The sequence below is a fragment of the Caballeronia sp. KNU42 genome, assembly GCF_053760385.1.
Genome location: NZ_CM132388.1, coordinates 2,470,083 through 2,494,244, shown reverse-complemented (window position 1 = coordinate 2,494,244; position 24,162 = coordinate 2,470,083). Strand labels below are relative to the sequence as shown.

Sequence of the window (24,162 nt, the reverse complement as noted above, 5' to 3'; positions counted from 1 at the left end):
CAGGCGGTTTAACGCAAGTTAAAACCGCCTCGTTTTCCTCATCAAGCAAGTCACCGTGTCACTACACCAAACGCCTTCCCTCGCGTTTCCGGCAACAACAACGCCGCGACGATCACCAACAAATACCCGGTCCCCGCCACCATGCCAATCGCTTTGACAAGCGACATTCCTTGCGAAAGCACGCCTACAAGAATCGGAAAAAACGAGCCGAGCCCGCGCCCGAGGTTGTAGCAAAACCCCTGACCCGAGCCGCGTATCGCGTTCGGGTACAGCTCCGATAAATACGCCCCCACGCCCGCAAAAATCCCCTGTACGACAATACCGAGCGGAAAGCCGAGCAGCAGCATGGTGTGATCGGTGACGGGGATCATCGTGTAGATCATCCCGAGCAAAAACGAGCCGATAGCAAATAGTACGAACGACGCACGCCGCCCGATCCTGTCGCAGAGAATGGCCCCGAACACATACCCCAGAAACGAGCCGACGATCAGCACCACGAGATAACCGCTCGTATTGAACACGGACAAATGCCGCTCGGTCTTGAGATAAGTCGGCAGCCACGTGGTGATGGCGTAATAACCGCCGAGCATGCCGGTGCACAACGCGCTGCCCAGTATGGTTGTCTTGAGGTGGGAGCCTTTGAAGATATCGGCGAAAGTGGCGGTTTCAGTGCCGGCATCGCGCGCACGGCGGGTGGCGAGATAGATTTCCGGGTCGCTGACATTGCGGCGGATGTAGAGGATCCACAGCGCCGGCAAGATACCGATCCAGAAGCACGCGCGCCACGCAGTGTCTTCGGGCAACAAAGCAAAAAACGCCCAGTACAGGATTGCCGCCGCGCCCCATCCGAATGACCAGCTGCTCTGCACCGTACCCACGGCTTTAGCGCGATGCTGCGGCGAACGAATGGTCTCCGCCATCATCACGGTGACCACGGACCATTCGCCGCCGAAGCCCACGCCTTGCAGCGTGCGCGTGGCCAGCAACTGCCCGAACGAGTGCGTGAAGCCCGAGAGAAATGTGAAGAAGGCAAACGTGCCGATCGTCCACTGCAATACGCGGACGCGGCCATATCGGTCGGAGAGAATGCCGGCGAGCCAGCCGCCGATAGCCGATGAAATCAGCGAACTCGTCGCGATCATCCCGGCTTCACTCTTCGTCATGCCCCACGCGGTGATCAGCGTGGGAATGAGGAACGAGTAGATCATGAAGTCGAAGGCATCGACGGCGTAACCGCCGAAACCCGCGTAAAGCGTGCGGCGCTCGCGCGTCGTCAGCTCGGTGAACCACTCGAACGCTCGCAAATCCCGTCTCCCGTTCAAAGCCTGCCGTGCAGGCGCAGGAGCATTCTACGGTGCGTCGTTCAGCGGGAAAAGCAGGTCAAAATGATGCCCGTGGTCACCGGGCATCGAACGAGCGCTTTGACCTCAAACCATCTCAAACCACCACGCTTTCCGCCCCCGCACGTTCAATCTCGATCCGGCTCTCGTGGAAGCCGGTCACCGACTCGCGATGCGCGACGCTGACGATCGCGGCGTTCGGCAACGCATCGATGATGGCCGTATAGATCAGCATCTCGTTCTCGGCATCGAGCGCGCTGGTGGCCTCATCGAGGAACATGAAGTCCGGCTTGTGCAGCAATACGCGGGCAGCCGCCAGCCGCTGTTGCTCGCCCGGTGACATCATCTTTGCCCAGTGTCCCGACTCCTCCAGACGCGGACCGTACGCGTTCAGGTTGCAGGCACGCAAGGCTTCGCGGCAGTCGTCATCGGAGAAGACATCCGCAGTCGACGGATAACTCAACGCCGCCTTCAATGTGCCGATCGGCAAGTAACTTTGCTGCGGAATGAACATCAGCTTGGCGTCGACCGGCGCGTCGATCGTGCCGTCACCGAACGGCCACAAGCCGGCCAGCGCGCGCATCAGCGTACTCTTCCCCGAACCGGACGGACCTTGCACGAGCCAGCGCGAACCCGGCTTCACCACCACATCCGCGACGTTCGCGAGCGGCGTGCCGTTCGGCAACGCGAGCTTCAGTCCGGTCGTGGTCAGTGCGTCGGTGCTCGTGTAATGCAGGTTGATGCCGCCGTGGGCAGTCGCCGGCGAAATCGCTTCCTTGATGTGCGTGGAGCTCATCACACGCTTGAATTCGCGCAACCGGTTCACGGTGGCGCGCCATTCGACCAAGGTCGAGTAACTATTGATGAACCAGGAAAACGAGTCGCTGACCGTGCCGAATGCCGAACTGATCTGCATCAGCACGCCGAACGTGAACGCGCCTGCGAAGTAGCGGGGAGCCGCGACCATGATCGGGAAAATAATCGCGATCTGACCGTAGAAAGACAGCACGAAGGTCATGCGCCGCGTGTACTTCATGATCTGCCAGTAGTTCTGGCGGATCGTTTCGAAGATGGTCCTGGCGTTGCGGTTTTCCGTCGCGATGCCGTCATAAAACGCGATCTGCTCGGCGTTCTCACGAATGCGGATCAGGCCGAAACGGAAGTTGGCTTCCACCTTCTGCGCCTGGTAATTAATCGATACCAACGGATGGCCGAAACGCTGGATCAGGAGCGAGCCGAGCACCGCGTACAGTGCTGCCGCCCAGACCATGTAGCCCGGAATGGTGATCGGCGTACCGAACAGCGAGAAGCTCAGCGCCCCGGCAAGCGTCCACAGGATCGTGATGAAGGTCACGAGCGTGACGAGCGTCGATAACAAGTCCAGCGACAACGACAGCGTGGTCGTGGCGAAGGACTGCAGGTCGTCGCTGATCCGCTGGTCGGGGTTATCGGCGAGGCGATCGCGTTCTATGCGGTAGAAGGCTTTATCGCCGAGCCATTGTTCGAGGTATCGGTGGGTGAGCCATTGGCGCCACCGGAAGCCGAGCATCTGGCGCAGGTACCGGCCATACACGGCGAGCAGGATGTACGCGAACGCGAGGCCCGCGAAGATCAGCAGCAGGCGCGGAAACTCGGCGACCCTCTTGGCCTGCAGCGTGTTGTAGAAGTCCGCGCTCCAGGTGTTCAGGCGGACGTTGATGTACACGACCGCCATATTGATCGCGATGATCGCGATCAGCAAAAGCCATGCAATGCCGCGTTCTTCCGATACCCAGTAAGGCTTGATAAGACTCCACGCCGACACTTTGTCGGCGTCTTGTTCTGTGTTGCCGGGAGGTGTGGTGGTCATGAGCTTCCTGAAGACGTGCCGGCTCTGCGGCAGGTTGTAACTTGGCGGTATCGATGCGGATGGTCCTGCTCCGTCTCAACGATCCTAAGAGACCATTAAAGAGGGCGCGCGTCGGAGCATTGTTTCGGGCGTGACTTAATTGTTCCTTAATCCTTGCCCGGCTGACGACTGACCCGCCGATGCAATGCAACAGCCAGGCGCTTTCTGTATGCGTGCGCTGCAGATGCACCCGGCGTTCGCGGCATTGTGCCAGAGTGCGCGCACGGTGAACGAAAGGGAAGGCTGACGGGTTTTGTCCGCGCCGAGCCCCAAGCTTTTCCTCTAAGTGCGAGGGCGCCCTACGCGGGTCGCCCCGTTTGCTGGTCGTTTCGCTTTTATGCTTTAATGATCGATGACGAAACAGGGGTGCTTCGGCACGCGTCTGCCTCCTTGAAACAATGGAGAAACGCGCGGCGAGGCTGAGAGAGTCCCTTTGCACCCGATCCGGGTAATACCGGCGAGGGAAGTTTCCGGAAACCGCCGCGTTTCCAGTTTCTTCCAGTATTGGCTGGCCCATGAGCCGCATGCATTGCGCTCCCAAGCCGCTCTCTCCGATCTCTCGCCGTGGTTTCGTCCCTGAAATATGTTCGTGCGCCGCGCGTGCAACAGGGTTCGAAACGGGCATTCCTCCCGATCTCGATTTCCGTGCTGTGCTCCGTGCGTTCTGCAGCGTCTGCTGAGGAGGCATCGTCATCGTGAACACCGTTGTGCATTCCACTCACTCCAGTGCGTCCGGGCGAGACGATTTTGCCGTGGTGGGCGGCGGCTTGTGCGGGCGGCTGGTCGCCTGGCTGTTGGCGGGTGCGGGGCACCGTGTGGCGCTGTACGACCGCGGCGATGCGCCCGGCACGCAATCGGCGGCGTGGGTCGCGGCGGCAATGCTCGCGCCGCTCGCCGAGGCGGCCAGTGCGGAATTGCTGATCACTGAACTCGGGGCGGCATCGCTCGCGCGCTGGCCGGGTTTTATCGCCGAGATGCCGGAACCGGTGTTTTTCCAGCGCAATGGCACGCTGGTCGTCTGGCATGCCGGCGACCGCGCCGAAGCGCCGCTGTTCGAGCGCCGTTTGCGCGCGAACGCGCCTTCCGAGCTTTTCCGAGATGGCTTCGTCAAACTCTCCGGCGCGCAAGTTGCGGCAGCGGAACCGGCTCTGGGCACGCGTTTTCCGCAAGGCTGGCTGCTGCCGAACGAAGGCCAGCTCGACAACCGGCAAGTGCTGAACGCGCTGGCAGCGGGATTGGCCGAACGTAACGTTGACCTCCACTGGAATACGACGATCGATACCGATACCCCGCCGGACGCGCATTTCGTTATCGATTGCCGCGGTCTCGGCGGAAAGCCGGCGTGGCCGGCATTAAGAGGCATTCGCGGTGAAGTAGCGCGGGTGCATGCGCCGGGTATCGGGCTGACGCGGCCGGTGCGCTTGCTGCATCCGCGTTATCCGCTCTACATCGCGCCGAAACAGGACGATCTTTATGTGATCGGCGCAACCGAGGTGGAAGGCGAAGACATGTCGCCAATGACCGTGCGCTCAGCGCTCGAACTCCTGAGCGCGGCGTTCGCGGTGCATCCGGGTTTCGGCGAGGCGCGCATTCTCGAGCTCAATTCGCAATGCCGGCCGACTTTGCCCGATCATCGTCCGGCGATTGTCTGGGACGGCGCACGAACCTTGCGCGTAAACGGGCTGTACCGACACGGTTATATGATCGCGCCCGAAGTCGCCGATTCCACCCGCGCCCTTGCCGAAGCCCTGCTCGGCGGCGCGATCACCGACCCCGATTCCTTCGACGACTGGCGCCGCCAAGCCCGCTGGTCAGCCTTGCTGCGCTGCGAACACGCGGCGCCCGTGCTTTGACTTTCATCATGAATATTCACATCAATCGGAAGTCTTTCTCCGTGCCCGACGTGGCGACCATCACCGACGCCCTCGCGGCCTTCGGCGCAAAACCGCCGTTCGCCGTAGCGCTGAACGGGCAATTCGTGGCGCGTGGTGAACACGCATCGAAGGCGCTTGCCGCCGGTGACAAACTCGACATCGTCTCGCCGGTCGCCGGCGGCTGAGCTCCATTAAAGGAATCGAATCATGGCTTCCACCATCACCACAGCCGATACCCTCACGCTCTACGGCACGTCATTCCCGAGCCGCGTGTTGCTGGGGACGTCGCGCTATCCGTCGCTGCAGTCGCTGTCGGATTCCATCGACGCCGCCCGTCCCGGCATGGTCACCGTCGCGTTGCGGCGGCAATCGAGTACGGGCGAAGCCGGTTTTTTCGATGTCCTCAAGCGTCACGGCGTCGCCTTGCTGCCCAACACGGCGGGCTGCCAGACCGTGGACGAAGTGCTGAACACGGCGCGCATGGCGCGTGAACTGTTCGATACCCCGTGGCTGAAACTCGAACTCATCGGCGACGACTACACGCTGCAGCCCGATCCGATCGGCCTCGTGGAAGCGGCTGGAATACTGATCCGCGAGGGGTTCAAGGTGCTGCCGTACTGCACGGAGGATCTGGTGATTGGCCGGCGTCTGCTCGATGTCGGCTGCGAGGCGTTGATGCCGTGGGGGGCGCCTATCGGAACGGGAAAAGGTGTGACGAATCCCTACGGATTGCGCACGTTGCGTGAGCGCTTGCCGGATGTGCCGCTTATCGTCGATGCCGGTCTTGGCGTGCCGTCGCACGCGTGCCAGGTGATGGAATGGGGTTTCGATGGCGTGTTGCTGAACACGGCCGTCTCACAGGCAACGTTTCCGCCGCAGATGGCGCGCGCGTTTGCGCTGGGCGTCGAGGCGGGGCGGATGGCCTATCTCGCCGGGCCAATGGCCGAGCGCGATAGCGCACAAGCGAGCACGCCGGTGGTCGGCATGCCGTTCTGGCATCAAGACGGGAGTGCGGTATGAGCGCGGTGTTGCTGGATAAGGAAGTATTTTGGCCGCCCGCTGACGAATTGCTGGAAGCCGCCGAGCGAATCCGGCGGCGGCTGGGCGACTGGCCGGCGGGATCGAAGCAATGGCGCATTTGCCTGAGCGCACCGGATCATCCGCGCTCGGGCGATTTGATCGTGGACGGCGGCGTTGAGCCTCTGCCGGAGGGCGTCGGGCGCCTGGAAGTAAAAACGGGGCGCGCAACGTTGTACCTGAACAACGTCGAGTACGTGCTGGAAGGCGAATGGTCCGATGATTGGCCGGCCGCACTGGCCGCGTTCCTCGATTGCGGTTTTGAGCCGCACGATGCGCTCGTTCTGGCGCTTGCGTGGCGTCCGGCCAATCTGGATGAACTCGACGCGTGGCCCGTCGATTTTTCCACGTTCCCGAAGGTCGCGAATTTGCCGGCGGCGCCTTCAAAGCCGTTTCCCCCATGCCCGGACAGATTGGGCTTGTACCCGGTCCTTCCGAGCGCGGAATGGGTCGAACGGGCGCTTGACCAAGGCGTTCGGACAGCGCAATTACGCCGCAAAACCACCGATTTCGGCGATCTCAAGCAGGAAATAGAGCGTTCGGTGGCGGCGGGCGCGAAGCACGAGGCGCAGCTTTTTATCAACGATCATTGGCAGGAAGCCATCAAGGCCGGCGCGTACGGCGTGCATCTCGGGCAGGAGGACGTGGAAACGGCCGACCTGAATGCGATCGCCGAAGCGGGGCTGCGCCTCGGACTATCGACGCATGGCTACTACGAAATGCTGAAGGCGCTGCATTTCAAGCCGAGCTATCTCGCGCTCGGCGCGGTGTTCCCGACCACGACGAAAGTCATGCCGACGGCCCCACAAGGTTTGTCGCGTTTGACGCGTTATGTGCGCTTGCTTGACGGGATCGTGCCGCTAGTTGCAATCGGCGGCATCAACGGCCAGGTTTTGCGACAAATTATTTCAACTGGCGTCGGAAGCGCAGCAGTCGTGCGGGCGGTTACAGAAGCACCGGATCTGGCTGCGGCCATTTCTGCGCTGCAACACGAATTCGGGCGATAATGCCCCGGATTCGGAAAAAAGTTCAGCTTGTAAAACCAGCCGAAAGGGGCCGCTACGACACCTGTCATGCAGAGGCCCTATAATTCGGCCTCTCGCGTAAAAGGATTGTCAGCCTCCGTGTCAGCTTCTCCCGAGACCTTGCTAGAGCTTCGCGACGTCGATTTCGGCTACGGCGACCGGCTCATTCTGTCGAACCTGAACATGCGCTTCAAGCGCGGTCAGGTCGTGGCTGTCATGGGCGGTTCCGGCTGTGGCAAGACGACCGTGCTGCGCCTGATCGGCGGGTTGGTGAAGGCCAAACGCGGCCAGGTGTTGTTCGGCGGCAAGGATGTCGGCACCCAGACGCGCGAAGGCCTGTACGAGCTCCGCCGCAAGATGGGCATGCTGTTCCAGTTCGGAGCGCTGTTCACCGACCAGTCCGTATTCGATAACGTCGCGTTCCCGCTGCGGGAACACACCGACCTCCCCGACGAACTCCTGCGCGACCTCGTGCTGATGAAGCTCAACGCGGTCGGTTTGCGTGGCGCGCGCGACCTCGCGCCGTCGGAAATATCCGGCGGCATGGCTCGCCGCGTGGCGCTGGCCCGCGCCATCGCGCTGGATCCCGAACTGATGATGTACGACGAGCCGTTCGCCGGCCTCGATCCCATTTCGCTCGGCATCACGGCGAATTTGATCCGCACGCTGAACAGCGCGCTGGGCGCCACGTCCATTCTGGTGACGCATGACGTGCCGGAATCGTTCGCCATTGCTGACTACGTGTATTTCATCGCGAACGGCGGCGTTCTGGCTGAAGGCACGCCGGCACAATTGCGGGCGTCCCAGGAACCGTCGATCCGGCAGTTCATCGACGGCACGCCGGACGGCCCGTTCAAATTTCACTATCCAAGCACGACGCCCTTGGCGGCGGACTTTGGACTCGGAGCAAAGGCATGATCAGCGCCATCGGACGTACGGTGCTTGGCAGCTTCGGCACGATTGGTTACGCCACGCGCATGTTCCTGCGCCTGGTCGTCGAATTCTTTCCGTTAATGCGGCGGCCGCGCCTTGTCACGAAACAGATCCTGTTCGTCGGTAACTATTCGCTGCTGATCATTGCGGTTTCGGGCTTGTTCGTGGGTTTTGTGCTCGGTTTGCAGGGGTATCTCACCCTTAACCGATACGGCTCCGAGCAAGCGCTCGGCCTTCTCGTCGCTTTGTCGCTGGTGCGCGAACTCGGGCCGGTGGTGACCGCGCTGCTGTTCGCGGGCCGCGCGGGGACGTCGCTGACGGCGGAGATCGGCTTGATGAAAGCCGGCGAGCAGCTCACCGCCATGGAAATGATGGCGGTCGATCCGCTCAAGGTGGTGGTGGCGCCGCGCTTCTGGGCGGGCATCATCGCGATGCCGGCGCTCGCGGCCATTTTCAGTGCGGTCGGCATTTTCGGCGGTTATGTGGTCGGCGTGCTGATGATCGGCGTGGATTCGGGCGCGTTCTGGTCCCAGATGCAAGGCGGCATCGACGTATGGAGCGACGTAGGTAACGGCGTGGTCAAGAGCCTGGTGTTCGGCTTTGCTGTCACGTTCATCGCGTTGTTCCAGGGTTATGAAGCCCAGCCGACGCCGGAAGGCGTTTCGCGCGCGACCACGAAAACGGTGGTGTACGGGTCGCTTGCCGTGCTCGGGCTGGATTTCCTGCTGACCGCGCTGATGTTCAACTGACTACTCCGGTCGGGACCGCGACGCTGTTTGCGTGGCGATTCTGCTCACCGGTTCGTGGACGTTGTGAAGGGCACAGTCCTTCACACAAAAAACTGCGACAAGATTCTTTGGGAAGACGATGAAAAAGACTGCTGCTCTCGACTTTTGGGTCGGCCTCTTCGTGGTGCTGGGCTTCGTGGCGCTGTTATTCCTCGCGTTGAAAGCGGGCAACATGAGCTCGCTGTCGTTTCAGCCGACCTACGCGGTCAAGCTGAAATTCGACAATATCGGCGGGCTGAAACCGCGTGCGCCGGTGAAGAGCGCGGGTGTGACGGTGGGCCGCGTGGATTCCATTGGCTTTGACCAGAACACGTATCAGGCGTTGGTGACGATCGATCTCGACAAGCAATACCAGTTTCCGAAGGATTCGTCGGCGAAGATCCTGACGTCGGGCCTGCTCGGCGAGCAGTACATCGGCCTGGAGCCGGGCGGCGACGACCAGATGCTCAAGGCTGGCGACACCATTTCGATGACGCAATCGGCGGTGGTTCTTGAGAATTTGATCGGGCAGTTCCTGTACAACAAGGCGGCGGATTCGGGCGCGTCCAAGAGTCCGGCAAGCTCTGCCGCAGCGCCAGCCGCGCCGGCATTCCCGGGCGCCGCGAGTGCGATGGGCGCGAGCGCGGCCGCTAAGTGAGTTGCTAAGTGAGCCTCGCAGTGAGCCGGGAAATTCCAGGCAGTCGAAGACGGGCCGATCTCGCAGTACGGGCCTGCCTTCGGGTCGGCATCAATAAGGAGAAAAAGAAATGCAGGCAATGCGCGTAAGTAGCGCGGCTGTGATGGTGGCTGTGGCGGTGCTTGCCGGGTGTGCAACCGTCACGACACCAACCAAGGGCGATCCGTTCGAGAGTTACAACCGGACGATGTTCACGATCAACGACAAGATCGATGAAGTCGCGCTCAAGCCGATTGCGAAGGGCTACGTGTACGTTACACCGCAACCGGTGCGCGACAGCGTTACGAACTTCTTCGGCAATATCGGCGATATTTATACTGCTGCGAACAATCTGGTGCAGTTGAAGATTGCGGATGGCGTGTCCGACATCATGCGTGTCGTGATGAACTCGATCTTCGGCGTGGCCGGTTTGTTCGACGTCGCGAGCGTTGCCGGGTTGCCGAAGCACACCCAGGATTTCGGCCTGACGCTGGGCCATTACGGCGTGCCGGCGGGTCCGTATGTGGTGCTGCCGCTGTTGGGGCCGAGCACCGTACGTGATACGGCGGGCACGGTTGTCGACTATTTCGGCAGCGTGACAAGCTATGTGGATCCGACCTGGTTCCGCACCACGCTGTTTGGCGTGCAGCTGGTCAACACACGGGCCAACCTGCTTGGCGCAGGCGATGTGCTGTCGGGCGCTGCGCTCGACAAGTATTCGTTCGTGCGTAACGCGTATCTGCAGCGGCGCCAGTATCTTATCGGCGGCGACAACAGCGCGAGCGATAGCAACGATTCCCTGCCGAAGTACGAGGATGTAGACAGTGGCGCGGCAGCAGGCGCGGCGCCTGCTTCAGCAACCAGCGCGGCGCCGGCTGCAGCGGCGTCGGGATCGGAAGCGGCTGCCGCGAGCCAGCCCGGCGAGACTTCGGTACGGCCGGACCAGATGGTGCCCCCGCGGATTCCGTCATTCCCGTCGTTCAGGCTGCGTTAAAAGCGTGCAGGACGACGACCCGGTAACATAACGAAAGTACTTTGATGGCTGAATGGGCGCGGAAGATGAACTCATGCTGACCACCGCGCTCAAACTCAGGCCACTTTTTTTGCAGAGTCCGTAATGAAAAAACTATTTCTACTTCCCCTGTTTGCTGTGCTGATGGCGTTTTGTAGCGGCGCATTCGCGCAAGCCGCCGACATGTCCACCCCGGACGGGCTGGTCAAGACGGTCACGTCGCAAGTGCTCGACCAGATCAAGGCCGACAAGCAGATCCAGTCGGGCAACATCACGCGCATCACGCAACTGGTGAACGAGAAGATCCTGCCGTACACGGACTTCACGCGTACCACGCGTCTCGTCATGGGACGCAACTGGAATACGGCCACGCCGCAACAGCAGAAAGACATCGTCGAGCAGTTCAAGATGCTGCTGATCCGCACGTATTCGGGTGCCCTGGCGCAGGTTCGCGACCAGCAAGTGCAATACAAGCCGTTCCGCGCAGATCCTAGCGATACAGACGTGGTCGTGCGTTCGGTGGTGCTGAACAACGGTTCGCCGATCGAACTCGACTACCGTCTGTACAAGACGCCGCAGGGCTGGAAAGTCTATGACATCAACGTGCTCGGCGCGTGGCTGATCCAGGCTTACCAGCAGCAGTTCAACGAGCAGATCCAGCAACACGGCGTGGACGGACTGGTCCAGTTCCTCACGCAGCGTAACCAGCAACTGGCGAACGGCAAGGCATCGTGAGTCGCTTCGAAACCGCCGCGACGCTCACGCACGAGAGCGCAAGAAGCGCGCTCGACGCGGGTTTGTCGCGGATCGCCGCGGGCGCGACCGACGTCGATTGCGCGTCGCTCACGCAATTCGACTCGTCGGCGCTCGCCGTGCTGCTCGCGTGGCAACGCGCCGCAGCGGCTCGCGGCGCGGCGCTCACTGTCGTCAACCTCCCCTCCGGGCTTGCCAGTCTCGCGCAAGCCTATGGCGTAGACACGCTCCTCACCTTCCGACATTGACCCTGTCCTGCTGAAGCACCGGCGCGTTTCGATATCGATCGAACGCGCCTTGCAGGGTTCGCAGGGTTGTCACGGACTCTCTAGCGGCGAACCTCTGCCGCGTTTGGCCTATAATCAACCGTTTTTTCGGCCTGCTACTCGCCTTTCATTTTGTAAAGGCCGGTTCCGGTTCCGATCCGCACACATCGAGGCGCAGCCCCCGCCGGCGCGCGCACTGTCATGTCAGCCATAGAAATACGCAACGTCAAGAAGCGCTACAAAGAGCTGCAAGCGCTCAAAGGCGTGAACCTCGTCGTAGAAGAAGGCGAGTTTTTCGGCCTGCTCGGCCCCAACGGGGCCGGTAAAACGACCCTCATCAGCATCCTCGCGGGCCTCGCGCGCGCCGATAGCGGAGCTATCTCCGTGCTCGGCCACGACGTGGTGACAGACTTTCGCCAGGCGCGCCGCGCGCTGGGCGTGGTGCCGCAGGAGCTCGTCTTCGATCCGTTTTTCACCGTCCGTGAGTCACTGCGCATCCAGTCCGGTTATTTCGGCCTGCGCAAGAACGACGACTGGATCGACGAAATCATGGCGAATCTCGATCTCACCGAGAAAGCCGACGTCAACACGCGCGCGCTGTCGGGTGGCATGAAACGTCGAGTGCTGGTGGCTCAGGCACTGGTCCACAAGCCGCCGGTGATCGTGCTCGACGAGCCGACCGCAGGCGTCGATGTCGAATTGCGCCAGACGCTCTGGAAGTTCATCTCCCGGCTGAATCGCGAAGGCCACACCATCGTGCTGACCACGCACTATCTGGAAGAGGCCGAGGCGCTGTGCGACCGGCTCGCCATGCTGCGCCGGGGTGAAGTCGTTGCGCTCGAGCGAACGAGCACGCTGCTGCAGCGTTTCGCCGGCATGCAGCTTTCGCTGCGTTTCTCGCAGGGCGTGCTGCCCGTCGAGTTGCGCGCGCTGGAGGTCGATCCGCGCGCGGCCTCCGGGACCAATCATTTGTTGCGGCTCGCCAGCTACGACGACGTCGAGCCAATTCTCGCGAAATGCCGCGCGGCGGGCTGCACGTTCGATGAAATCGATGTGCGCAAAGCCGATCTGGAGGATGTGTTCGTGCAGGTGATGAACGAGCCGGAAGTCATCGAGGGCCTTTCATGAGCGGCTTTCGTACCCTGTTCTATAAAGAAATCCTGCGCTTCTACAAGGTTGCGTTTCAAACGGTGCTCGCGCCGGTCATCACGGCGCTTTTGTACCTGATGATCTTCGGACATGCGCTTACGAATCACGTCGAGGTTTATCCGGGCGTGGCCTACACCAGCTTCCTCGTGCCGGGCCTCGTGATGATGAGCGTGTTGCAGAACGCGTTCGCAAACAGTTCGTCGTCGCTGATCCAGTCGAAGATCACGGGCAACCTCGTGTTCGTGCTGCTGCCGCCGTTATCGCACTGGGAGATGTATTTCGCGTATGTGCTCGCGTCCGTCGTGCGAGGGATTGCGGTCGGTTTCGGCGTGTTTATCGTCACGGTGTGGTTCATACCCATGAGCTTCGCCGCGCCGTTCTACATTCTCGGCTTTGCGATTCTCGGTTCTGCAATTCTAGGAACGCTCGGATTGATCGCCGGCGTCTGGGCCGATAAATTCGACCAGCTTGCGGCATTCCAAAACTTTTTGATCATGCCGCTGACTTTCCTCTCCGGCGTGTTTTACTCCACCCATACGCTGCCGCCACTCTGGCGCGAAGTGTCGCGGCTGAATCCGTTCTTCTACATGATCGACGGCTTCCGATACGGCTTCTTCGGCATGTCCGATATCAATCCGCTCGTGAGCCTTGGCATCGTCGGCGGGTTTTTCATCGTGCTGGCCGCGATTGCCGTGCGCTTGCTGGCAAGTGGTTACAAACTGCGTCATTAGTCGCGTCATTGATAGCGTCCTCCATCAATTCGCTTAATTTTCAGGAGACTTCCATGTTGCCGACTCCGGAACAAGTGAAGCAATACATTGCTGGCGGCCTTGCTTGCCAGCATGTCGAAGTAGAAGGCGACGGCCAGCATTTCTTCGCGACCATCGTGAGCGACGCATTCGAAGGCAAGCGACCCATCGCTCGCCATCAACTCGTCTACGCGGCGCTCGGCGACCGTATGCGTGCAGAAATCCACGCGCTGAGCATGAAAACGCTGACGCCGGCCGAGTGGAAACCCGTCTGAGCGTTCCCAAACATTTGATGATGTCACCGCATCACCCGTAACCGACTGGCTGAAAATTTAGTGCGATTCACTCAAGACAACCGCGACGCCGATAACGGCGCCGCAGCAGGAAGCTCCGTAGAAGGAACGCCAAGCATGGACAAACTCGTGATTGTCGGGGGCGCGAAGCTCTCGGGCGAAATCGTCGTATCGGGTGCGAAGAACGCGGCGCTGCCCATTCTTTGCGCCAGTCTGCTCACGGCGGACGACGTGCATCTGGAAAACGTGCCCAACCTGCAAGACGTGCGCACGATGCTCAAATTGCTCAACCAGATGGGCCTGCGTTCGGAATCGGCGGACGGAAAGGTCTGGCTGAACGCATCGAAGGTCGACAATCTTGTTGCGCCGTATGAAATGGTCAAGACCATGCGCGCGTCCATTCTCGTGCTCGGGCCGCTGCTCGCGCGTTTCGGCGAAGCGAAGGTGTCGTTGCCGGGCGGCTGCGCGATCGGCGCGCGTCCCGTCGACCAGCACATCAAGGGCCTTCAGGCGATGGGCGCCGAGATCACGATCGAGCATGGTTTCATCGAAGCGCGGGCGAAGCGGCTGAAGGGCGCGCGCATTGTCACCGACATGATCACCGTCACCGGCACGGAAAACCTGCTGATGGCGGCGGTGCTGGCGGAAGGCGAAACGGTGATCGAGAACGCGGCGCGCGAGCCGGAAGTCAGCGATCTCGCGAATCTGCTCGTCGCGATGGGCGCGAAGATCGATGGCATCGGTTCAGACCGGCTGGTGATTCACGGCGTTGACAAGTTGCACGGCGCGCGACATTCGGTTGTACCGGATCGCATTGAAGCGGGCACGTTTCTGTGCGCGGTCGCGGCGACCGGCGGCGACGTCACGTTGCGCCACGTGAATCCTTCGTTGCTCGAAGCAGTGATTGAAAAGCTGCACGAAGCGGGTGTATCAATTGAAGAAGGCGAGAACTGGCTTCGCGTGCGGATGAACAAACGTCCGACGGCGGTCAGCTTCCGGACATCGGAATATCCGGCGTTCCCCACCGATATGCAGGCGCAATTCATGGCGCTCAACACGCTTGCGACCGGCACGTCGCAAGCGGTGGAAACCATCTTCGAGAACCGCTTCATGCACGTGCAGGAACTGAACCGTCTCGGCGCCAGCATTACGATCGATGGGAACACGGCGCTCGTGAACGGCGTGCAGAAACTGTCGGGCGCGAAGGTGATGGCGACTGACCTGCGGGCATCGGCAAGTCTGGTGATCGCGGCCATGTGCGCGGAAGGCGAAACGCTGATTGATCGTATTTATCACCTCGACCGCGGCTACGACCGGATGGAAAGCAAACTCACGGCGGTGGGCGCCAACGTGCGGCGCATCAAGGGTAGCGGAGGCGAGCAATGAGTTCGCTACAAACTTCCCAGTCGTTGCGTTCGGTGCCGTCGAGCGCGATGTTGACGCTGGCGTTATCGAAGGGACGCATTTTCGATGAAACCCTGCCGCTCCTCGCCGCAGCCGGTGTTGAGGTGACCGAAGACCCCGAAACGTCGCGCAAGCTGATCCTGCCGACCACGAACCCGAATTTGCGCGTGATCATCGTGCGTGCAACCGATGTCCCGACCTACGTTGAATACGGCGCAGCCGACTTCGGCGTGGCGGGCAAGGACGTGTTGATCGAGCATGGCGGCGGCGGGTTGTATCAACCGATCGATCTGAACATTGCACGCTGCCGGATGTCGGTGGCGGTGAAAAACGGCTTCGATTACGAAACCGCCGTGCGCCAGGGTGCGCGGCTACGCGTCGCGACAAAATATGTTGAAGTGGCACGTGAGCATTTCGCGGCGAAGGGCGTTCACGTCGATCTGATCAAGCTGTATGGATCGATGGAGCTCGCGCCGCTGGTCGGTCTGGCCGACGCCATTGTCGACCTGGTCAGCTCCGGTAATACGTTGCGTGCGAATGATTTGGTTGAAGTCGAAGAAATCATGGAAATATCGTCGCGTCTGGTCGTCAACCAGGCTGCGCTGAAGCTCAAGCGCGCCGCGTTGAAGCCGTATCTCGACGCGTTCGAACGCGCGTCGGTGAGCGCGTAAAAGTAGCGTCGAGCCCAAGCAGGGCAAACAAACGGATACCAGCATGTCTATCAAGATTCGCAAACTCGATTCCAGCGCCAACGGTTTTCACACGGCGCTGCACGCGGTGCTCGCGTTCGAGGCGAGCGAGGACGAAGCCATCGAGCGCTCGGTCGCGCAAATTCTCGCCGATGTCAAAAAGCGTGGCGACGACGCCGTCCTGGACTACACGAACAAGTTCGATCGGTTGACGGCTGAAAGCGTCGCGTCGCTGGAATTGCCGCAGGCTGAACTGGAAGCGGCGCTCGAAGGTCTCGAACCGAAACGCCGCGCCGCGCTGGAAGCAGCGGCAGCACGCGTGCGCGGTTATCACGAGAAGCAGCGGATCGAATGCGGCAGCCATAGCTGGCAGTACACGGAAGCGGACGGCACGGTGCTTGGCCAGAAAGTCACGCCGCTGGATCGCGCCGGTATCTACGTGCCGGGCGGCAAGGCGGCGTATCCGTCGTCAGTGCTGATGAACGCAATTCCTGCACGTGTTGCCGGCGTGAAGGAAATCGTGATGGTCGTGCCCACGCCGGACGGCGTGAAAAATCCGCTGGTGCTCGCGGCCGCGTTGCTGGGCGGCGTGGATCGTGTGTTCACGATCGGCGGCGCGCAGGCTATTGGCGCGCTGGCTTACGGCACGCAATCCATTCCCGCCGTCGATAAAATCTGCGGCCCAGGCAACGCGTATGTGGCATCGGCGAAACGGCGCGTGTTCGGCACGGTCGGTATCGACATGATTGCGGGACCGTCGGAAATCCTGATCATTTGCGACGCCACCACGGACCCGCGCTGGGTCGCGATGGACCTGTTCTCGCAAGCCGAACACGACGAACTCGCGCAATCCATCTTGCTGTGTCCGGACGCCACGTTCATCCAGCGCGTGGAAGACGCGATCAACGAATTACTGCCCACGTTGCCTCGTCGCGATGTGATCCAGCGCTCGCTGGAAGATCGTGGCGCGCTGATCAAGGTCGCGGACATGAACGAAGCCTGCGCGATCGCCAACGACATCGCGCCGGAACATCTCGAAATCTCCGCGCTCGATCCGCATCACTGGGCGGCGCTTATCCGTCACGCGGGCGCGATTTTCCTTGGCCGCTACACGAGCGAAAGCCTTGGCGATTACTGCGCGGGACCGAACCACGTGCTGCCGACGTCACGGACTGCGCGGTTCTCATCGCCGCTGGGTGTGTACGACTTCTTGAAGCGCTCGAGCGTGATTGAAGTCAGTGCGGAAGGCGCGCAGACGCTCGGCGAGATTGCAGCCGAACTGGCGTATGGCGAAGGCCTGCAAGCGCATGCGCGCAGCGCTGAATACCGGATGAAAAATACGTCCCAGTAATCAAGTAAAGACGCAAACCGAGTTAAACACCGAGGCGGCCTTAGAGCCGCCCAATGTCCGGCGCTGGAGTCCGGCAATCCCATGACAAGACCACAAGACATTCTCCGCCCCGACGTCCTTGCAATGACGTGTTATCCCGTGCCGAACTCAACCGGCCTCGTGAAGCTCGACGCGATGGAAAATCCGTATCGGTTACCGGCGAAGCTGGCTGCTGAATTGGGTGAGCGGCTGTCGGACGTCGCGTTGAACCGATACCCCGAACCCCGCCCGACCGCGCTGCTCGAGAAGATCAAGCGCGTCATGCAGGTGCCCGCCGCGTGCGAGGTGCTGCTCGGCAACGGTTCGGATGAATTGATCAGCATGATGTCGATGGCGTGCGCGAAACCCGGCGCCGCAGTGGTTGCGCCGGTTCCCGGCTTCGTGATGTACGAGATGTCGGCGAAATTCGCGGGGCTTGAGTTTATCGGCGTGCCGTTGAACGAGGATTTCACGCTCGATGTCGATAGGTTGATCGCTGCGATCGAAACGCACAACCCGGCGCTGGTGTACCTCGCATATCCGAACAATCCGACGGGCACGCTTTACGACGACGCCGACATTGAATGCGTGATCGCGGCGGCATCGAATAGCCTGGTGGTAATCGATGAAGCGTACCAACCGTTCGCCCAGCAAAGCTGGCTGCCGCGCGCGGCAGATTTCGACAACGTGGTCGTGATGCGGACGATGTCGAAGCTGGGTCTGGCGGGTATCCGGCTGGGTTATCTGGCGGGCAAGGCGTCGTGGACCACCGAATTCGATAAAGTGCGCCCCCCGTACAACGTCAACGTGCTGACGCAAGCGGCTGCGGATTTCATGCTCGATCACCTCGATGTGCTGGATGCGCAAGCCACCGAACTTCGTGCCGAGCGCACGCGTCTGGAACAAGCAATCAAGGCGCTGCCCGGCGCGACTGTTTTCCCGAGCGCCGGAAACTTCCTGCTTGTTCGTGTTCCCGATGCCGCTGTCGTCTTCGAAACCCTGCTGACATCGCGGGTTTTGATCAAAAACGTGAGTAAAATGCATCCGTTATTGGCAAATTGCGTGCGTTTGACGGTCGGATCGGCAGAAGAGAATGCGCAAATGATCGCCGCACTGAAACTCGCGCTGCACTGAAATCTCTTAAAAGTCTCGAAGGAAATACCATGCGCCAAGCGGAAGTCGTTCGCAACACCAGCGAAACGCAGATCCGTGTGAAGCTCGACCTGGATGGCACCGGCAAGCAAAAGCTTGCCACCGGTGTGCCGTTTCTCGACCACATGCTCGACCAGATCGCGCGTCACGGCCTCTTCGACCTCGAAGTCGAAGCGCATGGCGACCTTCATATCGATGACCACCATACGGTGGAAGACACGGGCATCACGCTGGGCCAAGCGGTGGCGAAGGCCATTGGCGACCGCAAGGGCATTCGCCGCTACGGCCATTCCTACGTGCCGCTCGACGAAGCGCTGTCGCGCGTGGTGATCGATTTTTCGGGCCGGCCGGGACTGGAGTTTCATGTCCCGTTCACGCGTGCTCGCATTGGTACGTTCGACGTCGATCTCACCATCGAATTCTTCCGCGGCTTCGTGAATCATGCGGGCGTGACGCTGCATATCGATAATTTGCGCGGCATCAACGCGCATCATCAGGTGGAAACCGTCTTCAAGGCATTCGGCCGCGCGTTGCGCATGGCGGTTGAGCTGGACGAGCGCGCCGCAGGGCAGATTCCATCGACCAAGGGCAGCCTTTAAGCGCCTTCTAAATAACGCGAAACCGGCAAACGCAGGACGTGCTCTCAGGCGCGTCCGGGCCGTCCGCGTCGATACGAGCCACGTCGGCCTGCGATGAATCTACTCAAATCGTTTATTTCGCTGCTCGCGCTGATCAATCCGGTTGGCGCGATCCCGTTTTTCCTGAGCCTGACGACCGATATGTCGAGCTCGGAAAAGGCCGGCACGATCCGGATCGCGTCCATTTCGGTCTTCTGCGTGATTGCCGTGACGGCGCTGCTCGGGCAGCAGATCATCGCGTTCTTCGGGATTTCCGTGGGCTCCCTTGAAGTGGGCGGCGGCATCATCATGTTGCTGATGGCGATCAACATGTTGAATGCGCAGGTCGGCAACACGCGCTCCACGCCGGAAGAGCGCCACGAAGCCGAGATGAAGAACAGCATCGCGGTCGTGCCGCTCGCCATTCCGCTGCTGACGGGGCCGGGCTCCATCAGCACGGTGATCGTCTATTCTGCAAGTGTGGTGCACTGGTATGAGCGTCTCGGGCTGGTCGTGATCGGGGCGGTTTTGGCGGGACTGTGTTTCGGCTCGTTGATGCTCGCCGAACCGATTGCGCGCTGGGTTGGACGCACCGGCATTAACATTGGTACGCGGTTGATGGGTTTGATGTTGTCGGCGCTGGCGGTGGAATTTATCGTCAATGGATTGAAGGCGTTGTTGCCCTCCTTGAAATAGCGTTCTGGAACGTGCTGAATTGAAAACTTCGATGAAAACTTCGATAGCAATCGTGGATTACGGCATGGGCAACCTGCGCTCCGTGTATCAGGCGCTGCGCAAAGCCGCGCCCGACGCGGACGTGGCGATCGTCGAGCAGCCCGAAGCAATCCGCGCAGCGGAGCGTGTCGTGCTGCCGGGACAGGGCGCCATGCGCGACTGCATGGCGCACCTCGGCGCGTCGGGCTTGCAGCAAGCCGTCATGGAAGCCGCTCGCGACAAACCCATGCTGGGCGTTTGCGTTGGTGAGCAGATGCTGTTCGACTGGAGCGAGGAAGGGGGCGAGAAGGGCACGAACGGCCTGGGCCTGATACCTGGCAAGGTCCTGCGCTTCGATCTGGAAGGCCAGTTGCAAGATGACGGCTCGCGTTTCAAAGTCCCGCAGATGGGCTGGAACCGCGTGCGCCAGACGCAGCGGCATGCGCTGTGGGATGGTGTGCCGGACGAATCGTTTTTCTATTTCGTGCACAGTTATTACGGTGTCCCGGACAATCCGGCGCATACGTCCGGCGAAACCCTGTACGGCGCGCCGTTTACCTCGGCCATCGCCCGGGACAATTTGTTCGCGACCCAGTTTCACCCGGAGAAGAGTGCAGACGCGGGCTTGCGGCTGTATCGAAACTTCGTACACTGGAAACCGTAAGGTTCGCGTTTCTGGTGCTGTTTTAGCGATGGTTTGACGTTTTGGCTTATGCCGTTTGCAGCGAACGAGCCTTGCATCACTTGTACTACACTAGCGAGACGGCAAGCAAAACAAAGGCGCTTCGCGCCAGGTTTGCAACCGTTCGATTAACCCTTATCCGATAACGCTATTTCTATGTTGCTCATTCCGGCCATCGATCTAAAAGACGGTCAGTGCGTACGCCTCAAACAAGGCGATATGGACCAGGCGACCATTTTTTCCGAAGATCCGGCGGCAATGGCCCGGCTATGGGTCGATCGGGGCGCACGGCGGCTTCATCTCGTCGACCTGAACGGCGCATTCGCCGGCAAGCCGAAAAACGAAGAAGCTATTCGCGCGATCATCCAGGAAGTCGGGAGCGACATCCCGGTGCAGCTCGGCGGAGGCATTCGCGATCTGAATACCATCGAGCGGTATCTGGACGACGGCCTGGAGTACGTGATCATCGGCACGGCGGCGGTGAAAAATCCGGGCTTCCTGCAAGATGCGTGCACCGCGTTCGCGGGTCATATCATCGTGGGACTGGACGCGAAGGACGGTAAAGTCGCCACCGACGGCTGGAGCAAGCTGACGGGGCACGAAGTGATCGACCTCGGCCGCAAGTTCGAAGACTACGGCTGCGAGGCGATTATTTACACGGATATCGGCCGCGACGGCATGTTGCAGGGCATCAACATTGAAGCCACTGTGCGCCTCGCGCAGGCCGTCAAGATTCCGGTGATCGCGAGTGGCGGATTGTCGAACCTAGGCGACATCGACTCCCTGTGCGAAGTGGAAGACGAAGGCATTTCCGGCGTGATCTGCGGGCGTGCGATCTATTCGGGCGATCTGGATTTCGCCGCCGCGCAAGCGCGCGCCGACAAGCTGCGCGAAGCCGACGACGCCTGATCCGACGCTTGTTGCAAGGGCGCCGCGCAGTCGTGGGTGGGTAACCTGACGACGCGGCGACTTTTTCAGCGCACGTGTTTTAAGCGCCTTATGTGCTTCTGGACGGCCTCGTGCGCAGCTTTATCGAGGCCGCGTCGCAGGTCGGTTCAGGCGCGCTGCGTTTCTTTCCGCGACGGTCATTTTCGATAAAACCGCCTCGCTTATCCTAAGCACTCACTCGCAGCGCAACGGCATTCGCACCAACATGGCTCTCGCAAAACGCATCATCCCGTGTCTCGACGTCACCGCTGGCCGCGTGGTCAAGGGCGTCAATTTCCTCGAATTGCGCGACGCGGGCGATCCCGTCGAAATCGCTCGCCGATACGACGACCAGGGCGCCGACGAACTCACGTTCCTCGATATCACCGCGACCTCCGACCAGCGCGATCTGATCCTGCCGATCATCGAGCAAGTGGCGTCGCAGGTCTTTATCCCGCTGACGGTTGGCGGCGGCGTGCGCGCGGTCGAAGACGTGCGCCGGTTGCTCAACGCGGGCGCCGACAAGATCAGCATGAATTCATCGGCGGTAACGAATCCGCAGCTCGTGCGTGACGCGTCGGATAAACACGGCTCGCAGTGCATTGTGGTGGCTATCGACGCGAAGCGCGTCAGCGCAGCCGGCGAAACTCCGCGATGGGAAGTGTTCACGCACGGCGGCCGCAAGAACACCGGGCTCGACGTGATCGAGTGGGCGCGCAAGATGGCGGAATTTGGCGCCGGTGAAATCCTGCTGACCAGCATGGATCGCGACGGCACGAAAAGCGGCTTCGACCTTGCGCTGACGCGCGCGGTCTCGGACGCTATTTCCATTCCGGTGATTGCATCGGGCGGCGTGGGTTCGCTTGCGCATCTCGCTGATGGCATCACCGAAGGTCACGCCGATGCGGTGCTTGCCGCGAGCATCTTCCACTATGGCGAACACACGGTCGGCGAGGCGAAACGCTTCATGGCCGATCAGGGCATCTCGGTGAGGATTTAAGCGGTGACTGCACAAACGGAAGAAGCGAGTTGGCTCGACAAGGTCAAGTGGGACGCGAACGGCTTAGTGCCGGTTATCGCGCAGGAATCCACAACCGGCGACGTGCTGATGTTCGCGTGGATGAACCGCGAAGCATTGGCGAAGACCATCGAATTGAAGCGCGCGGTGTATTACTCGCGTTCGCGCCAGCGCCTGTGGTTCAAGGGCGAGGAATCGGGACACGTCCAGCACGTGCACGAAGTGCGGCTTGATTGCGACGAAGACGTCGTATTGCTGAAAGTGGAGCAGGTGTCGGGCATTGCGTGCCACACCGGCCGCCATTCGTGCTTTTTCCAGAAATTCGAGGGATCGGTGGAAACAGGCGACTGGGTCGCGGTTGAACCGGTCTTGATGGACCCCGAACATATCTATAAGTAATGACTCAAGCCACGCTTTCCACGCAAGACACGCTGCTGCGGCTCGCAGCGATTATCGATAGCCGTAAGGGTGGAGACCCGGAACAATCCTACGTTTCCCGACTCTTTCATAAAGGTGATGACGCCGTTCTCAAGAAGATCGGCGAGGAAGCAACTGAAGTCGTGCTGGCCGCCAAGGACACGCGACACGGTGGTGCACCCAAGGCGCTTGTCGGCGAAGTAGCCGACTTGTGGTTCCATTGTCTCGTGATGCTGTCCCACTTCGATCTCGGTCCGGCAGAGGTCATTGCCGAACTGGAGCGACGGGAAGGGATGTCGGGAATCGAAGAAAAGGCGTTGCGCAAATCCCGCGATCGCGAGCAAAACGAAAACGGCGGCTAAGCTCTGGGTCGGGTCGCGATCCAACAACGGTCGCCGAGGAGGATGAAATGAATCAGTCTTACGAGCCTTATCCGCCGCCTGTTTATCAAAACTCGCCCGACTCCGAACGCCTGCGCAGCTTGCGCACGCTGACCCATGTGCTTTACGCGCTCTACGCCGCGTACTGGCTCACCGGCGGACTGACCGTTCTGATCGCGGTCATCATTAACTACCTGAAACGCGATGACGTCGCCGGAACGCCTTACGAAGCGCATTTCCGATGGCAGATCCGCACCGTCTGGTTCGCGCTGCTCGGGCATGTGATCGGCATAGCACTGATCTGGGTGTTTATCGGCTTCCCCATTTTGTTCGTGGTCGGCATCTGGACGCTTTATCGCGTTATAAAGGGCTGGTTGTTCTTGTACGAGAACAAGCCGCTGGAATCGGGCGCCTGGGTTTAGGATCAACTTAACTTGCTTTCATACCGGGATATCCCGCGACACACATGAGCCAAGAGAACTGCATTTTCTGTAAGATCGCTGCGGGAGAAATTCCGAGTAAGAAAGTTCACGAAGACGATGAGTTCGTTGCTTTTCACGATATCAACCCGGCCGCACCGGTCCACGTGCTGGTGATCCCGCGTAAACATATCGAGACGCTGTCGAACTGCACCGAAGCCGATGCGCCGCTGCTTGGTAGAATGCTGAGCTTGACGGCGCGTCTTGCCGATGAGCTGGGCGTGGCGTACACCGGTGGCGATACCGGTTTCCGGACGGTCATTAATACCGGGCCGGGCGGCGGGCAAGAGGTGTATCACATCCACGCGCATATTCTCGCCGGGGAGCGCCCGTGGCGCCGGATGGGTTGAACGAGTATTCGTATGATGTGTAATGAAAACGAAAGCGTCTTTCCATCGCAATATTAGGCGCGCACACTATAGGTTTAATCATCGGAGCGTCATCGCTCCGACTCGGGCCGCAAGGCCGACATTCTTCGTCGCAGGCAACTCGCGTGGCGAAGCCAAGGAGAG

At 60.6% G+C, this 24,162-nt stretch carries 28 protein-coding genes and 1 riboswitch; of the genes, 26 read left to right on the top strand and 2 right to left on the bottom strand.

Translation table 11 applies throughout. From position 1 onward, the window contains the following. Window positions 1-50: 50 nt before the first annotated feature. Both ACSOSP_RS11175 and ACSOSP_RS11170 read right to left on the bottom strand, forming a co-directional pair. On the bottom strand, window positions 51-1,304 hold the full coding sequence (locus ACSOSP_RS11175; RefSeq protein ID WP_455306538.1) for an MFS transporter: 1,254 nt from the start codon (window positions 1,302-1,304) through the stop codon (window positions 51-53). A gap of 133 nt (window positions 1,305-1,437) precedes the next feature. Beyond that, the gene (locus ACSOSP_RS11170; RefSeq protein ID WP_455306536.1) at window positions 1,438-3,189 is read right to left on the bottom strand and encodes an ABC transporter ATP-binding protein/permease; all 1,752 of its coding nucleotides are present in this window, start codon (window positions 3,187-3,189) and stop codon (window positions 1,438-1,440) included. Between the two features lie 391 nt (window positions 3,190-3,580). Beyond that, window positions 3,581-3,711, top strand: a riboswitch (TPP riboswitch). A gap of 212 nt (window positions 3,712-3,923) precedes the next feature. On the opposite strand from ACSOSP_RS11170, the gene ACSOSP_RS11165 reads away from it, so the two are divergent. The 26 genes from ACSOSP_RS11165 (at window position 3,924) to ACSOSP_RS11040 (ending at window position 24,000) form a co-directional block, all read left to right on the top strand. Further along, window positions 3,924-5,081 (top strand): FAD-dependent oxidoreductase, encoded by a 1,158-nt coding sequence (locus ACSOSP_RS11165; RefSeq protein ID WP_455306534.1) that lies wholly within the window; start codon window positions 3,924-3,926, stop codon window positions 5,079-5,081. 8 nt (window positions 5,082-5,089) lie between these two features. Further along, on the top strand, window positions 5,090-5,287 hold the full coding sequence (gene thiS / locus ACSOSP_RS11160) for a sulfur carrier protein ThiS (protein ID WP_455306533.1): 198 nt from the start codon (window positions 5,090-5,092) through the stop codon (window positions 5,285-5,287). A 22-nt stretch (window positions 5,288-5,309) separates the two neighbouring features. Beyond that, on the top strand, window positions 5,310-6,122 hold the full coding sequence (locus tag ACSOSP_RS11155; protein ID WP_455306531.1) for a thiazole synthase: 813 nt from the start codon (window positions 5,310-5,312) through the stop codon (window positions 6,120-6,122). After that, a complete protein-coding gene (gene thiE / locus ACSOSP_RS11150) occupies window positions 6,119-7,186 on the top strand; it encodes a thiamine phosphate synthase (RefSeq protein ID WP_455306529.1) in 1,068 nt (355 codons plus the stop codon). The genes ACSOSP_RS11155 and thiE overlap by 4 nt, the downstream gene beginning before the upstream one ends. Before the next feature lie 117 nt (window positions 7,187-7,303). Then, window positions 7,304-8,122, top strand: coding sequence for an ABC transporter ATP-binding protein (locus tag ACSOSP_RS11145; RefSeq protein WP_455306527.1), 819 nt, complete (start codon window positions 7,304-7,306; stop codon window positions 8,120-8,122). Next, a complete protein-coding gene (mlaE, locus tag ACSOSP_RS11140) occupies window positions 8,119-8,886 on the top strand; it encodes a lipid asymmetry maintenance ABC transporter permease subunit MlaE (RefSeq protein WP_455306525.1) in 768 nt (255 codons plus the stop codon). Before ACSOSP_RS11145 ends, mlaE begins: the two co-directional genes overlap by 4 nt. Window positions 8,887-9,004: 118 nt before the next feature. Next, a complete protein-coding gene (gene mlaD / locus ACSOSP_RS11135) occupies window positions 9,005-9,562 on the top strand; it encodes an outer membrane lipid asymmetry maintenance protein MlaD (RefSeq protein WP_455306523.1) in 558 nt (185 codons plus the stop codon). Between the two features lie 109 nt (window positions 9,563-9,671). Continuing rightward, window positions 9,672-10,574: an MlaA family lipoprotein gene (locus ACSOSP_RS11130; RefSeq protein ID WP_455306521.1), complete on the top strand. Its 903-nt coding sequence runs from the start codon at window positions 9,672-9,674 to the stop codon at window positions 10,572-10,574. Window positions 10,575-10,697: 123 nt separating this feature from the next. Beyond that, on the top strand, window positions 10,698-11,327 hold the full coding sequence (locus tag ACSOSP_RS11125) for an MlaC/ttg2D family ABC transporter substrate-binding protein (protein ID WP_455306519.1): 630 nt from the start codon (window positions 10,698-10,700) through the stop codon (window positions 11,325-11,327). Continuing rightward, the gene (locus tag ACSOSP_RS11120) at window positions 11,324-11,593 is read left to right on the top strand and encodes an STAS domain-containing protein (protein ID WP_455306517.1); all 270 of its coding nucleotides are present in this window, start codon (window positions 11,324-11,326) and stop codon (window positions 11,591-11,593) included. The genes ACSOSP_RS11125 and ACSOSP_RS11120 overlap by 4 nt, the downstream gene beginning before the upstream one ends. A 219-nt stretch (window positions 11,594-11,812) precedes the next feature. Next, window positions 11,813-12,739 carry an ABC transporter ATP-binding protein gene (locus ACSOSP_RS11115; RefSeq protein ID WP_455306515.1) on the top strand — a complete coding sequence of 309 codons (927 nt, stop codon included), beginning with the start codon at window positions 11,813-11,815 and terminating at the stop codon, window positions 12,737-12,739. After that, window positions 12,736-13,491: an ABC transporter permease gene (locus ACSOSP_RS11110; protein ID WP_455306513.1), complete on the top strand. Its 756-nt coding sequence runs from the start codon at window positions 12,736-12,738 to the stop codon at window positions 13,489-13,491. The genes ACSOSP_RS11115 and ACSOSP_RS11110 overlap by 4 nt, the downstream gene beginning before the upstream one ends. Before the next feature lie 53 nt (window positions 13,492-13,544). Beyond that, complete coding sequence (locus tag ACSOSP_RS11105) at window positions 13,545-13,784, top strand: BolA family protein (RefSeq protein ID WP_455306511.1); 240 nt, start codon at window positions 13,545-13,547, stop codon at window positions 13,782-13,784. A gap of 135 nt (window positions 13,785-13,919) precedes the next feature. Then, entirely contained in the window at window positions 13,920-15,188 is a 1,269-nt protein-coding gene (murA, locus tag ACSOSP_RS11100) for a UDP-N-acetylglucosamine 1-carboxyvinyltransferase (protein ID WP_455306509.1), read from the top strand. After that, complete coding sequence (gene hisG, locus ACSOSP_RS11095) at window positions 15,185-15,877, top strand: ATP phosphoribosyltransferase (RefSeq protein WP_455306507.1); 693 nt, start codon at window positions 15,185-15,187, stop codon at window positions 15,875-15,877. The genes murA and hisG overlap by 4 nt, the downstream gene beginning before the upstream one ends. A 43-nt stretch (window positions 15,878-15,920) precedes the next feature. Further along, entirely contained in the window at window positions 15,921-17,246 is a 1,326-nt protein-coding gene (gene hisD / locus ACSOSP_RS11090) for a histidinol dehydrogenase (RefSeq protein WP_455306505.1), read from the top strand. 81 nt (window positions 17,247-17,327) lie between these two features. Beyond that, on the top strand, window positions 17,328-18,398 hold the full coding sequence (hisC, locus tag ACSOSP_RS11085; RefSeq protein ID WP_455306503.1) for a histidinol-phosphate transaminase: 1,071 nt from the start codon (window positions 17,328-17,330) through the stop codon (window positions 18,396-18,398). Between the two features lie 29 nt (window positions 18,399-18,427). Next, the gene (hisB, locus tag ACSOSP_RS11080; RefSeq protein WP_455306501.1) at window positions 18,428-19,015 is read left to right on the top strand and encodes an imidazoleglycerol-phosphate dehydratase HisB; all 588 of its coding nucleotides are present in this window, start codon (window positions 18,428-18,430) and stop codon (window positions 19,013-19,015) included. 93 nt (window positions 19,016-19,108) lie between these two features. Further along, the gene (locus ACSOSP_RS11075) at window positions 19,109-19,729 is read left to right on the top strand and encodes a MarC family protein (RefSeq protein ID WP_455306499.1); all 621 of its coding nucleotides are present in this window, start codon (window positions 19,109-19,111) and stop codon (window positions 19,727-19,729) included. A gap of 31 nt (window positions 19,730-19,760) precedes the next feature. Further along, window positions 19,761-20,411 carry an imidazole glycerol phosphate synthase subunit HisH gene (hisH, locus tag ACSOSP_RS11070; RefSeq protein WP_455306497.1) on the top strand — a complete coding sequence of 217 codons (651 nt, stop codon included), beginning with the start codon at window positions 19,761-19,763 and terminating at the stop codon, window positions 20,409-20,411. 174 nt (window positions 20,412-20,585) lie between these two features. Beyond that, complete coding sequence (hisA, locus tag ACSOSP_RS11065; RefSeq protein ID WP_455306495.1) at window positions 20,586-21,338, top strand: 1-(5-phosphoribosyl)-5-[(5-phosphoribosylamino)methylideneamino]imidazole-4-carboxamide isomerase; 753 nt, start codon at window positions 20,586-20,588, stop codon at window positions 21,336-21,338. Window positions 21,339-21,582: 244 nt separating this feature from the next. Beyond that, a complete protein-coding gene (gene hisF / locus ACSOSP_RS11060) occupies window positions 21,583-22,356 on the top strand; it encodes an imidazole glycerol phosphate synthase subunit HisF (protein WP_455306493.1) in 774 nt (257 codons plus the stop codon). A gap of 3 nt (window positions 22,357-22,359) precedes the next feature. Beyond that, window positions 22,360-22,773, top strand: a complete 414-nt coding sequence (gene hisI / locus ACSOSP_RS11055) for a phosphoribosyl-AMP cyclohydrolase (RefSeq protein ID WP_455306491.1) — start codon at window positions 22,360-22,362, stop codon at window positions 22,771-22,773. After that, entirely contained in the window at window positions 22,773-23,153 is a 381-nt protein-coding gene (locus ACSOSP_RS11050; RefSeq protein WP_031362187.1) for a phosphoribosyl-ATP diphosphatase, read from the top strand. Before hisI ends, ACSOSP_RS11050 begins: the two co-directional genes overlap by 1 nt. Before the next feature lie 47 nt (window positions 23,154-23,200). Next, window positions 23,201-23,593 (top strand): DUF4870 family protein, encoded by a 393-nt coding sequence (locus tag ACSOSP_RS11045; protein WP_455306489.1) that lies wholly within the window; start codon window positions 23,201-23,203, stop codon window positions 23,591-23,593. A 44-nt stretch (window positions 23,594-23,637) separates the two neighbouring features. After that, a complete protein-coding gene (locus ACSOSP_RS11040; protein ID WP_455306487.1) occupies window positions 23,638-24,000 on the top strand; it encodes a histidine triad nucleotide-binding protein in 363 nt (120 codons plus the stop codon). Window positions 24,001-24,162: the final 162 nt, after the last annotated feature.